Annotated in this window: 8 protein-coding genes; 5 read left to right on the top strand and 3 right to left on the bottom strand. The window is 66.6% G+C overall.

The window, feature by feature from the left end; translation table 11 throughout:
* Positions 1 to 88 precede the first annotated feature (88 nt).
* From GA615_RS23450 to GA615_RS23440, 3 genes are read left to right on the top strand one after another with little or no spacing between them, the layout of a single operon-like run.
* A complete protein-coding gene (locus tag GA615_RS23450; protein WP_152053769.1) occupies positions 89 to 499 on the top strand; it encodes a GntR family transcriptional regulator in 411 nt (136 codons plus the stop codon).
* Positions 496 to 1,458 carry an ABC transporter ATP-binding protein gene (locus tag GA615_RS23445; RefSeq protein ID WP_152053768.1) on the top strand — a complete coding sequence of 321 codons (963 nt, stop codon included), beginning with the start codon at positions 496 to 498 and terminating at the stop codon, positions 1,456 to 1,458. Before GA615_RS23450 ends, GA615_RS23445 begins: the two co-directional genes overlap by 4 nt.
* Positions 1,459 to 1,507: 49 nt before the next feature.
* The gene (locus tag GA615_RS23440) at positions 1,508 to 4,333 is read left to right on the top strand and encodes an ABC transporter permease subunit (RefSeq protein WP_161602510.1); all 2,826 of its coding nucleotides are present in this window, start codon (positions 1,508 to 1,510) and stop codon (positions 4,331 to 4,333) included.
* 4 nt (positions 4,334 to 4,337) lie between these two features.
* Here GA615_RS23440 and GA615_RS23435 read toward each other — a convergent pair whose 3' ends face one another.
* On the bottom strand, positions 4,338 to 6,827 hold the full coding sequence (locus tag GA615_RS23435) for a DUF1549 domain-containing protein (RefSeq protein ID WP_152053766.1): 2,490 nt from the start codon (positions 6,825 to 6,827) through the stop codon (positions 4,338 to 4,340).
* Between the two features lie 138 nt (positions 6,828 to 6,965).
* Between GA615_RS23435 and GA615_RS23430 the strand changes: the two genes are divergently transcribed.
* A complete protein-coding gene (locus GA615_RS23430) occupies positions 6,966 to 8,333 on the top strand; it encodes a DUF1501 domain-containing protein (protein WP_152053765.1) in 1,368 nt (455 codons plus the stop codon).
* A gap of 146 nt (positions 8,334 to 8,479) precedes the next feature.
* Here GA615_RS23430 and GA615_RS23425 read toward each other — a convergent pair whose 3' ends face one another.
* Positions 8,480 to 9,274 (bottom strand): alpha/beta fold hydrolase, encoded by a 795-nt coding sequence (locus GA615_RS23425; protein WP_161602509.1) that lies wholly within the window; start codon positions 9,272 to 9,274, stop codon positions 8,480 to 8,482.
* Positions 9,275 to 9,551: 277 nt separating this feature from the next.
* Here GA615_RS23425 and GA615_RS23420 point away from each other — a divergent pair, with 277 nt between their 5' ends.
* Positions 9,552 to 11,015 (top strand): M81 family metallopeptidase, encoded by a 1,464-nt coding sequence (locus tag GA615_RS23420; RefSeq protein ID WP_152053763.1) that lies wholly within the window; start codon positions 9,552 to 9,554, stop codon positions 11,013 to 11,015.
* Positions 11,016 to 11,262: 247 nt separating this feature from the next.
* Here the strand turns inward: GA615_RS23420 and GA615_RS23415 are convergent, their stop codons facing one another.
* Positions 11,263 to 11,649 carry a hypothetical protein gene (locus tag GA615_RS23415; protein ID WP_152053762.1) on the bottom strand — a complete coding sequence of 129 codons (387 nt, stop codon included), beginning with the start codon at positions 11,647 to 11,649 and terminating at the stop codon, positions 11,263 to 11,265.
* Positions 11,650 to 12,056: the final 407 nt, after the last annotated feature.

Below are 12,056 nucleotides of genomic sequence, written 5' to 3'. Positions count from 1 at the left end.
CCCCCGCTCGAATTCCCCCTTGATTCACGGCCGCGTCGGCGCTATAGTGTGTGAGTTCAATAATACACCAGAACGGAGGGCCTGAGCGATGCTCTTACTCGGCCTGATCCCGGGGGATGATCGGGCAATTTACGCTCAGATTGCCGATCGGGTGCGGTTCGCGGTGGCGTCTGGGGCTTTGCGGCCGGGTGAGCTGGTCCCTTCCGTCCGCGAACTGGCGAAGCAGTTGGTGGTCAATCCGAACACGGTGGCGCGGGCCTATCGGGAGCTTCAGGCCGAAGGGCTGCTCGATGCGGTTCGAGGCACCGGCCTGAGCGTGACCGCCGAGGCTCCCGAGCGTTGCCAGGCGTCCCGCCGGGCCTACGTCCGCGATCGCCTCCGAGCGGCGATCGACGAGGCGAGGCGGAGCGGGCTGGAACCATCGGAAATTGAACGGATCTTGCACGACCAGTGGCGTGAGTCCGGCATCGCGGCCAAACACGAGGGGGCACAGTCATGACGCAACAGGATGCGGCCATCCGAATCGATCGCCTCGTGAAGCAATTCCGAGGAGTGACGGCGGTTTATGACCTCTCGCTCGACGTGCCCGAGGGGGCGGTCTTCGGCCTGCTGGGCGAGAACGGCGCGGGCAAGACGACGACCATTCAGGTTCTGCTCGGCCTGCTCGCCCCCGACGCCGGCCAGACCCGCGTGCTGGGGCTCGACCCGAGCCGAGAGGGCCTGGCCGTGCGGCGCCGCGTTGGCTACGTGCCCGAGGTCCCGGCCCTTTACGACTGGATGACCCCGGCCGAGATCGGCTGGTTTGCCGCCGGGTTCCACACCGAAGGCCCCGGTGGGTCGGTCGGGTATGAGTCGCGGTTCAACGACCTGATCCGGGGATTCGCCCTGCCCCCAACTCGCAAGATCAAGACCTTGTCCAAGGGAATGCGGGCCAAGGTCAGCCTCTCGCTCGCCCTGGCGGGCGATCCGGGGTTGTTGATCCTTGACGAACCGACCTCGGGCCTGGATGTGATGGTCCGCCGCGAGTTTTTGGAGCAGATGGTGGACCTGGCCGGGTCGGGCCGCACGGTCTTGCTCTCCAGCCATCAGCTTGCCGAGGTGGAGCGGGTGGCGAGCCACGTGGCCCTGATCCACGGCGGGAAGCTGCTGCTGGCCGAGCCGCTCGATCAGCTTCGGTCGCGGACCTTCTTGCTGGCGCTGACCTTTGGCGATCGTTCCCATCCGGACGCCCCTCCCGATCATCTGCCCATCGAACTGATCGACGCGGCCGACGCTCCTCGCCAGGCTCACTGGCTGGTCCGGGCTCGTGATCGGGCCGCCTGCGAAGCGCTGCGGGCCTTGCCGGGGGTCGAGTCGGTTGAAATCGAAGTTCCCACGCTCGAAGACATTTATCTTGGTTACATGCGATCGCGTCGGCCGACGCCTACCGGTTCTCCGTCCGAGGTTCATGTGGCCTGATCGGGTTCCTGTTTGTTCAAACGTTGACCTGATTGAGGGAGGCCCGCTCATGCTTGCTCGGCTCTGGTGGAAAGACGCCCGGCAGTTCGGCCCGGCCTGGGTGGCGATCGCGGTGATGGCGCTGGTCGGCTTTCTGCTGGCCGGTCGCTACTTGCCCAATGAGGACGGGATCGATACGAGCATCTGGGGTTTCGCGATCCTGTTCTCCGGCCTGTATGCCCTGGCCATTGCGACGGCCGCGATCGCCGGCGAGCGCGAGAACGGGACCTTGCGCCTACTGGATACGCTTCCGGCGCCGAGGGCGCGCCTCTGGGATGCCAAGGCGTCGTTTGCGGTCGTCTCGTCGCTGGCGTTGACGCTTGTCTTGCTGCTGGTCGCGGCCACGCAGGTGAGTGCCGGGGCATTCGATCGACTCGGAGGGATGGGAGCGACGCTCGGAGCCCTGGCCCTGGTGCTTGCTCTGATTCTGGAGGCGATCGGTTGGGGATTGTTCTGGTCGGCCCTCGTGCCGAACGTGCTGGCGGCGGCGGCGGTAGCGGCATGTTGCTTGCTCCTGCTCTTGCCCGCGCTGGCGCCGGTGATTGGCGAATCGACTCCGACGATCTTGATGCCAGCCTCGACGCCGATCCGACTGTGGATCGCGATTGCCACTGCCGGACTCTCCCGAGTGATCTTCCTCGCCTCCGGGCCGCCGCATCGCTCCTGGGGTGGTGTTCGAACGGAACCACCGCGCATGGAACACTCCGTCGCGTCGCCGAGCGATCCCATGTCCATTCGTGCTTCCTCCGGGTCGTCCTGGACCCGGACCCTGGCCAGCCTTGCCTGGCAGGCATCGCGGGAGGCGCGATCGGCATGGCAGTACCTGGCGCTGCTGGGCCTGGGGGTCCCGGTGCTGGGGTGGCTCGCGGCCGATGTGATCTACGGCCTGGATCCGTTCGGCCTGGCGCTCTTCCTCTGCCCCGTGGTGGCGTTGCTGGCGGGCGTGGGGGTGTTCCACGCCGAGCAGCGTGGCCGGTCGTTCCTGCTCCTGACCCATCACGGGGTCCGCCCGGCCATCGTCTGGCCGATCAAGTTGGCGGTCTGGGGGGTGGGACTCATGATGATCTGGGTTCTCCTAAGCTTGTTTCTCCTCGCCGTCGGACCGAGGCCGACTCTCGAATTGGTCGATGCAACGGTGGTCTACCTGGGCCTGACCCTGGCGAGCTTCTCGGTGGGATTGCTCTGCGGCATGGCGATTCGGCGGGGGATCACGGCGGCCCTGATCGGCGTGGTGCTGCTGGTGGCCTTGATCGTGCCGGTCGGGATCATGATCGACATCCGGTTGCTCGATCCCCGGTGGACGATCGTCTTGCCCCTGGCCTTGCTCGCGGTATCGTGGGCCTGGACGGGCCCCTGGATGCTCGACCGGCCGGGGGCGTCGCGGTGGCTTCGCCTGGGGGGACTGGTGCTTCTGTTCGTGGGGACGTTGCTCCCCCTGTACGTCGGCCTGCGCGCCTGGTCGATGCCCGACCCCGGCCCCTTACCCGCGGATCTTCGTTCTCAACTCACCGTGTCCCAGGCAGACAAGGGGGATGACGCCGGCCCACTCTACCGCAAGGCCGAGATCGCGTTCAGGGCGGTCCAGTTGGATCGCGTGATGGCCGAGGGGATGGGCCGGCCGATGATTCTCAGCAGCGAGGATCTCGATCGCCTACCCGATGCACAGACCTGGATCGCTGCTCATGCCGAAGCCATTGAATTTGCCCGACGCGCCAGTAATCGCCCGTTCGTCCGGTTCGGTTGGCTGGACGGGCGCACTGCCTTCGGGGGGAGCGACTCGGAATTCGATCCGGTGATACCGGCCCAACTCCTCCAAGTGGTGGCTGATCGACGCCGGCAGATCGGCGACATGGACGGCGCGTGGGAGGATTTGCTCACCCTCTTTCGCATGTCTCGCCAGTCGTTCGAACCCCGGACGGCAAGGAATGCGTCCCTCCTCCTACACATCGAGGAACAAACTCTGCGCCGGGCGATGAACTGGGCGATGAGCGAGCGACAGACGCCCGAGCTGCTTCGCAACGCGCTCCAATCGTTTCAAGCGCTCGATCCTCCGCCCGATCCCCTGCTCGTGATCGCGACCGAGCAGGTGGTCGCCGAGCAGACGCTCGACCTCCCGCGCGAGACCTTGCGGGATGGCCTGGCACGGAGCAACACGCCTTCACGATCTCAGGGGAGCGTCACCCCTGAAATCGCCGCCTGGACGGGGGCCATCAGCACCCCCTGGGAGATCGAGCGGGCGCGGCGGGTGCTGCGGACGGTGCTTGGCGACTGGCGCATCGGGTTGGATCGGGGGCCGTTCCGCTCGGTGATTTACGAGCCATACCGTGTGCAACGCGAGGCGCAACTGCTGGAGGCGTCTCCCCTGGCCGAGCAACTCCTCCCCCCGATGCTCGCCCCGATGATCCGGGCGAATGACCAGAACGAGGTCGATCGGCGCGCCCTGGTCCAGATCTTCGCCCTGCGGGCCTGGCAGCTTGAGCACGACGGCCAGTGGCCCGACCGGCTCCAGGACCTCGTGCCGTCGGAACTCGACCGCCTGCCCGACGACCCGTACAAGCCCGGCCAGTCGTTCGGCTACGTCGGGTCATCGACCGATGCGTTGCACGTCATCGGCTCGCTGAACTGGTTGCTGGGGGCCCCGCGCGGACCCTCGCCGAGCGGGATGCCGGTCATCGTGCTCTACAGCATCGGGCCCGATGCGGTGGATCAGCGCGGGGCCTTCGTCCTGCCGCGCAATCAAATCGGGCAGGGGGACATCATCTACCCCCTGCCCGATGATCAACCACGCCCCGCGAAACCGGGCGATCCGGTCCTGGAGTCGCCCGCGCCGGATTGATCGATCAATGCCGGAACAAAAATTCCGGGTGGTTGAGCAACGACCAGAGCAGGTCCTCGGCCACCCGGCGGCGGTCGGCGTCGTCGGTGACGGCGTCGAGCCGATCGAGGGCCAGGGCCGTCTCGCTCTCGGTCGGGAAGCGGCAGAGGGTGGCGAGGAAGAGTTCCTCGATCACGCTTGCATCGTCGGCCCCCGAGGCCATCAGGCGGCCGATCCGGTTCTCCTCGGCGCTGACCTTGCGGTGGACCGTACGACCGCCGACGAGTTGCAACGCCTGTTCAAGCGTGGAATCTTCCTCGCGTTCACATTCGCACGCTTCCGACCGCAAGGGCTGGCCGAACGTCCGCAGGAACGGGTGATTGAACTCGCCGTCGGGAACCTCGACCGCCCGCGTCCCGGGGGGAAGGTGGAACAGCTGTTCATCCACGCCGGTGGCCTGGGAGATGGCGTCGAGCAGGACCTCAGCCGGGAGCAGCTCCACGAGCGACCGGGAGAAATAGCGGTCGTCCCCGGCGTTGAAGGTGTTCGGCTCGGCCGAGAGCTGGTAGGCGCGGCTCGTGCAGATGAGGCGGATCGTCCGCTTTACGTCGAAGCCGTGGGCCACGAAGTCGTCGGCCAGGGCATCGAGCAATTCCTCGGAGATGGGAGGGTTCGAGGCGCGGAGGTCATCGACCGGATCGACAATCCCCTTGCCCATCAGGTGATGCCAGATGCGGTTGACGGCCGCCCTGGCGAAGAAGGGGTTGTCGGGTGAGGTGATCCAGTCGGCCAGGGCCTCGCGGCGGTCACCTCCCTCGGGGATGTCGGACGGTTCAGCCCCTAGCGGCTTCGGGGCCATCACCTGGCCGGTACGGGGCTGGCGGACCTCGCGGCCGGGGCGGAGGTAGACGGTTTCTTCCTTGTTATACTGGGCGAAGAACTGCGGGCCGTTCTTGTAGTTCACCTCGCTGAAGAAGGCGGCCATGCCGTAGTAGTCGTCCTGGGTCCAGCGGTCGGCCACGTGGTTGTGGCACTTGGCGCACTGGAGCCGGAGGCCGAGAAAGAGCTGGCTGACCGTCTCGACCCGCTCCTCCGGGTTCCGGATGCGCCGGTAGAAACTGGCGGGCGGGTTCGAGTAGTTCGGCCCCTTTGCGGTCACAATGGAACGGACGAATTCATCAAAGGGCGTGTTCTCGGCGACCTGGTCCCGGATCCAGCGGTAATAGCTGAACGCCCCCTTGTGCCCCGTGTAGCGCTGATTGCACCCGAGCCGGTCGGCCCACTTCATCGTCCAGAAGTCGACATACTCGGTACTGTTGAGCAGGTTGTCGACCACCCGCTCCCGCTTCTCGGGTGATGAATCGCTCACAAAGGCCCGGATCTGCTCCGGGGTCGGCGGGAGGCCGGTCACGCCGAGCGACACGCGCCTCAGGAAGGTCGTATCGTCAGAAAGCTCCGAGGGCGTCAGCCTCAGCAGTTCCCACTTCGCGGCGAGGTGCTCGTCGATGAAGTTGTTTGCAGGAGGATCGGACCAGGCGAACCCGTCGAGCGGCTCTCGGAAGATGAGGCGGACGGTGGCGACCTGAGTTTCGAAGTTGACCAGAATGGTCGTTTCCCCCGTGCCGACCTTGCGGACGAGGCCACCCGGTTCGATCGTGGCGATGGTTTCATCCGACGACTCGTACCGGGCCAGTCGGGTCACATCGCGGCTCGATCCGTCGTCGAAGACCACCCGGGCCGACAGTTGTTGCGACGTGCTCGGCAGATCGAGCACGCGGTCGCCGGGCGAGACTTCCAGGGCGACCGGTTTGGGCAAGCCCTCGGGTTCGGGACGAAGCCCCTCGGCGATCCAGTCGCGGACGATCTGATAGGTCGGGTCATCCGGCGTGAACCGGACGCCTCCTTCATGCGGCACGGCTCCCGACCCTTTCAGCAAGACCAGGCTTTGCTCCGGATCGAACGGGTTGACCCGACGGTTGCCGACCTCTCGGGCGAGGCTCGCGTAATCGAGCACCGGATCGTACCCGCGAAGGCTCAGGCGGAAGCCGTCCTTGCCGGTCGGGGTGCCGTGGCAGGCCCCCGCGTTGCACCCGGCCTTCGTCAGGGCGGGCAAGACCTCATGCTCGAACCGCCGAGGGTCGGCCACCTCCGCCCGATCGACCGTCACAATCGCCGAGGCTTCGACCTCTCCGACCCGGGCCACGACCTCCGACCGGCCATTGCTCCGAGGCCGCAGGAGGCCGGCCCGCTCGACGCTGACCACCGAATCCCCGCTTGTTTCGAGCGCGGCTTCGGCGGTCAGGTCGCGCACTGAACCGTCGGCAAAGTGGCCGGTGACAATCAGTTGTGCCTCGCTCCGGGCTCCGTCCAGGTGAAGGGAGGCCGGTTCGATCGTCAGGCGAAGCGGTGCCTCTTGCTCATCGGCGATGACGGAAGATGAGGCGAGCATCAGCACCAGAATGGCGAGCGCAACCTGCAGCCATTGATGAGTGGGCGGGATCGGCCGGTCGGTCATGATGACCTCCTCACGGTCGGTCGGTCGGGTCGAAATCAGATCGGGGTGGTTTCCCGAGCCTTGACTGTTTATAAGATATTAAACGCGCAGAGGCCCGAAACGCGAGGCCGATTCCCCGAACGATGGAGGAGAAAGGCGATGCGCCACGAGCCAATCGGTTGCCGGGAGTTTTTCGAGACACGCACGTCGCGCCGCCAGATCCTTCAGATTGGGGCTCTGGGATGGCTTGGGCTGGGCCTGGCCGATGTGCTAAAGGCCGAGGGCTCGGGCCTGGGATTGCCGGTCAAGGCGAAGTCGGTCATCTTCCTGCACCAGTTCGGCGGCGCGAGTCATCACGACACGTTCGACATGAAGCCCGACGCCCCGGCCGAGATTCGAGGGGAGTTCAACCCGATCGCCTCAAACCTCCCTGGCGTCCAGGTTTGCGAATTGCTGCCGAAGATGGCGACCGTGATGGACAAGGTCTGTCTCGTCCGATCGGTCAATCACCGGACCGGGGCGCACAACTCGGCCACCTATTACTCCCTGACTGGTCACAAGCCGCTCATTGATATTGTGACGGCCAACGCCACGGCGACCGACTTCCCGGCCTATGGGTCGATCGTCGACAAGCTCGCCCCCAGCCCGCCGACGATCCCCACCGCCGTCTCCTTGCCTACGATGATCGCCGACGGCCCGTTCCGCACCCCTGGCGAGTTCGCCGGCTTTCTTGGCAAGCAGCACGACCCGCTGTTCATTCTGAAAGATCCGAACAAGCCGGAGTTCTCGGTCGAGGAACTGAGCCTGCCGCTCGAAGTCCCCACCGACCGCGCCGGCGACCGGCGGGCGATGCTCTCGGAGCTGACCCAGTTCGCCCGGCTCGGCGACCAACTGGCCGCCGTGAAGGGGATGAACGCCTACCAGCAGCGGGCCTTCGACCTGCTCACCTCTCCCGAAACCCAGCGGGCGTTCGATATTCACTCCGAGCCGGATTCTGTCCGGGAACGCTACGGCCGCACCACCTACGGCCAGAGCGTGTTGATGGCCCGCCGCCTGGTCGAGGCCGGCGTGCGATTCGTCACTGTCTACTACTCCCCCAACATCGGCGGTTGGGACACGCACAAGGACAACTTCAACACGCTCCGCAATTCGCGCCTGCCGATCACCGATCAGACCCTGCCCACCCTGCTCGAAGACCTCGACGAGCGCGGTCTGCTCGATGACACGATGGTCGTCTGGACCGGCGAGTTCGGCCGGACCCCCCGCATCAACAAGGACGCCGGCCGCGACCACTGGCCGCAGTGCTACACGATCCTCATGGCCGGCGGCGGGCTGAAGCGCGGCTATGTCCACGGCGCGTCGGATGCCTCGGGGGCCTATCCCAAGTCCGACCCCTGCACGCCCGACGACATCTCCGCCACCATGTTCCACTGCCTCGGCATCGACCCCTCGACCGAGCTGCGCGACCAGCTCAACCGGCCGATCCCTGTGTCCTACGGCTCGCCGATTGCCCCGATCCTCGCGTGATCGGTCGTCTCGCTCGCACTGGCCAGAGGAATTCGCTCGATGCCGGGGGAAGCGGCTCGTAACCGCCCCGGCATGGACAGGACCGCAAGGGATTGGATGGGGACGCTGGGGCCATTCGTGCCCCAGCGTCCTGAATCCTCAGGACGTTAGGTCTGGTCGATCTCCGCCAGGAAGACGCTGAGCAGGCGGTTGAACGCCTCCGGCTGACAGAGGTTGCTCGGGTCGAACGACTCGGGGATCACCTCAAGCCGCGCACCGGGAATCGGCCCGATCGCACGTTCCATCAGTCGGATCGCCGTGCGGGTCGCCCCGCCGACGATCCCGAGCGTTGGGCAGGTGATTTGCCCGGCCTGGCGAACCGCGTCGATCCGGCACATGGCGATGCTTTGCAAGACCGCCTCGGTCGGCCGGAAGCCATCGACCAGCTCGGGGATTGCCGCCTGCGCTGTCGGCCAGCGCCGGAAGAACAGGCCGGCCAGTCCCTTCAGGACCGGCCGGGGCAGGTAGTACATCCCCAGCGTCAGGTACGATCCGAGCAGCAAGAGCCCCTCCATCGGCCGGCTCGCCCGCAACTCGCCGAACGAATCGACCACCACCAGCCCCGCGAGCCGCTCCGGGTGTCTCAGCGCGAACTGCAAGGCGACCGCCCCGCCATACGAGACGCCGACCATCACCACCGACCGCTCGCCGACCGCATCCAGCACGCTCGCCAGGTCGTCGCATTGGCGGTCGATCACCGTCCCGATCGGTCCGTCGAGCCTCCCCGACCTGCCATTGCCTCGCAGATCGGGCCGAATCACCCGGTAGGACTCCCGAAACGCCACCGCCTGCGGCGCGAACATCCGGTGCGTCCCTCCCAGGCCGGGGACGAACAGCAACGCGAGTCCGCTCCCTTCGTCCTCGTAATGCAGGTCCGTTTCGTTGAGCACCACGCGGGGCATCGTCGGCGGCTCCCCCTCGACGGAGATCGGGCAAATGGGGAAACTCGGGCGATCGTCGCACCGACGAGCGCCATACTTGCGTACGCGTCTCGAATCGCCTTTGCGGATCGCCCCCCTCATCCGGCCTGCGGCCACCCTCTCCCCCGTAACGCGGGGGAGAAGGTTGAAAGTGTCTCCCTCTCCCCCGAACGGGGGAGAGGGCCGGGGTGAGGGGGCCTCGGCAATCACGCAAGAACCGCGCTCGATCTTACCCGATCCCTCATCGGAGCCTCCCCCCATGCGCATCGCCATCGCCGGCCTGATGCACGAGTCGAACACCTTCAGCCCCGACCGGACCGGCCTTGAGCAGTTCCGCGAAGGCAGCCTCGCCGACGGCCCCGACCTGATCCCCGTCTGGCGAGAGGCCCACCACGAGGTCGGCGGCTTCCTCGAAGGGGCCGAGCGCTTCGGCTTCGAGGCCGTGCCGACGACGATGGCCTGGGCCACCCCCGGCGGGCCGGTCGATGACGCCGTGCTCAACGAAGTGACCGCCCGGATCGCCGACGCCCTCGCCCGCCTCCCCGTCGATGGCCTCCTGGTGGCGCTCCACGGCGCGATGGTCACGCCCCGCCACCTCGACGCCGACGGCGAGGTCCTCCGCCGCCTCCGCGCCGCCCTCGGCCCCGACCGCCCCCTCGTCTGCTCGCTCGACTTCCACGCCAACGTCTCCCCGCTCATGGCGGAACACGCCGATGCTCTGGTCGGTTATCAGACCTATCCCCACGTCGATCAGCGCGAGCGCGGGCTCCTCGCCGCCGAGTTGATCGCCCGCACCGTCCGCGGCGAAATCCGGCCCGTCACCGCGATCGCCCAGCCGCCGATGATCGTCAACCTGCTCGGCCAGGACACAAGCGCCGAGCCGATGCGCTTGCTCATGAACGAGGCCCGATCCCTCGAACGCCACCCCGGCCTCCTCTCGGTCAGCCTGATGGGCGGCTTCCCCTATGCCGACGTGCCCGAGATGGGCTCGTCCGTCATCGCCGTGGCCGATGGCGACCGCTCCCTCGCGCAAGCCGCCGCCGATGAACTCGCCGCTCGCCTCTGGTCGATCCGCCACGACCTCGACGCCCGCCGCCCCGACGCCGCCGAGGCCGTCCGCCTGGCGATCGCCTCCGACCGCACGCCCGTCGTCCTTGTCGACCTCGGCGACAACATCGGCGGCGGCACCCCCGGCGACGGCACCGTGATCCTCTCCGAACTCATCCGCCAGCAGGCCCGCGGCGCCGTCGTCGTCATCCACGACCCCGACGCCGTCTCCGAGGCCGCTCGCCTCGGCCCCGGCGCGCCCTTCGAGCGCCCCGTCGGCGGCCGGAGCCACCCCGACTACGGCGGCCCGGTCCCCGTCCGTGGCGTCGTCCGATCGCTCCACGACGGCACCTGGATCGAGGACGCCCCCCGCCACGGCGGCCGTCGCCACAACGACCAGGGGCCCACCGCCGTCATCGACCTCCCCGGCCCCATCACCCTCGTCCTCAACACCCTCCGCACCCCCCCCTTCAGCCTCGGCCAGCTCACCAGCCTCGGCCTCGACCCCTCCTCCTCCTCCATCCTCGTCGCCAAGGCCGCCGTCGCCTACAAGGCCGCCTACGCCCCCATCGCCGGCCGCATCCTCGAAGTCGACACCCCCGGCCTCACCGCCATCGACCCGGGGAGATTTGCGTATCGGAACATTCGAAGGCCGTTGTTCCCGATCGATCAGTGAATGAGAGACGATTCTCCTTCCTGGGCTCCCCGATCACCGATAAGATGATAGGCGTTCTCTGGTGCCGGACTGCTTGTGGGTTTAAGCATCACGTCAGGAACGTCAGCGGGCCTTCAATCGTTGCGTTGAGTCACGTCGGCTGGGTTGCTAGGGGATTCCGGGGGTTGCAGCAATCAGGCGCTGGGCCGGACCGGCATGTCGTGCGTCTAGGTGAGGCATCGTCTTTCATGAGGCAAAGAGCCGTTCATCAGCGATTGACTCTCTCAACCATCGCCTTGCTGATCGCGGCGATCGCGCTCGGTCTCGCCCTCGCTATGCCCGCCTCAAGGCACCTCGACGACCAATCTGGCAAGTGGTCCGTTCTCTTCCACGCCCGACTCCACGCCACCCCTGTAATATTGCTTTGCTCACTGACCACGCTGGGATTGAGCTTGCGATGGCCCCGCCCCCCTCTGAAGCGACTGGCGAGATGGCCCGGCTTTGTCGCGAATGCCGCCGGTATCCTCGGTGTATTCGTTATGCTTCCATTCTTCATCGGCATGGCGATTTCGCAGGCGAAATCGATTGAGTTGATGTCGATATATGTGAATTTTGTAGCATACGGTTTTCCCAGCAAGGTGGGTTTTTTCGTCATCGGGGCGTTGCTCCCCTCAATGATACGCCGGGACTGTTGTCCTCGTCCGACCTGGGAGGATCAGCTCGGTTGGTGGCTCGGGATGCTCTGGATTTTCATGTCGCTATTGACCCTCGCTGAAGATTTCTTGCCTCTGCCGGAGTGGTAGCCACTTCACCGCATGCCGCGGGAGTTACCGGCCACCGCGTCAGTAAGCGTCTACTTCAAAGTGTAGGAAGAGTGGCCGCCGAGTTTCCCTCGGCAGTCGTAGACCCGCGCCGCTGCCACCCTATTTGTCGGGGCCGGGGGTGGGGATCCGGACCATTTTGGTCGGGAGTCTGGCCGGGTGTGCCGCAACGCGCCGGCCACGCCGGGGAGTGCGACTTTGTGGGCTCGTCGCACCCGCCCGGCCTGGTAGGATCCGCTGT

It is taken from the genome of Tautonia marina (genome assembly GCF_009177065.1).
Classification (GTDB): Bacteria; Planctomycetota; Planctomycetia; order Isosphaerales; family Isosphaeraceae; genus Tautonia; species Tautonia marina.
This window is presented reverse-complemented; position numbering and strand designations above follow the sequence as displayed.

Coding starts and splice junctions, on each gene's coding strand:
- GA615_RS23450 (WP_152053769.1), top strand. CDS start 89: ATGCTCTTACTCGGCCTGATCCCGGGGGATGATCGGGCAATTTACGCT.
- GA615_RS23445 (WP_152053768.1), top strand. CDS start 496: ATGACGCAACAGGATGCGGCCATCCGAATCGATCGCCTCGTGAAGCAA.
- GA615_RS23440 (WP_161602510.1), top strand. CDS start 1,508: ATGCTTGCTCGGCTCTGGTGGAAAGACGCCCGGCAGTTCGGCCCGGCC.
- GA615_RS23435 (WP_152053766.1), bottom strand. CDS start 6,827: ATGACCGACCGGCCGATCCCGCCCACTCATCAATGGCTGCAGGTTGCG.
- GA615_RS23430 (WP_152053765.1), top strand. CDS start 6,966: ATGCGCCACGAGCCAATCGGTTGCCGGGAGTTTTTCGAGACACGCACG.
- GA615_RS23425 (WP_161602509.1), bottom strand. CDS start 9,274: ATGCCCCGCGTGGTGCTCAACGAAACGGACCTGCATTACGAGGACGAA.
- GA615_RS23420 (WP_152053763.1), top strand. CDS start 9,552: ATGCGCATCGCCATCGCCGGCCTGATGCACGAGTCGAACACCTTCAGC.
- GA615_RS23415 (WP_152053762.1), bottom strand. CDS start 11,649: ATGACGAAAAAACCCACCTTGCTGGGAAAACCGTATGCTACAAAATTC.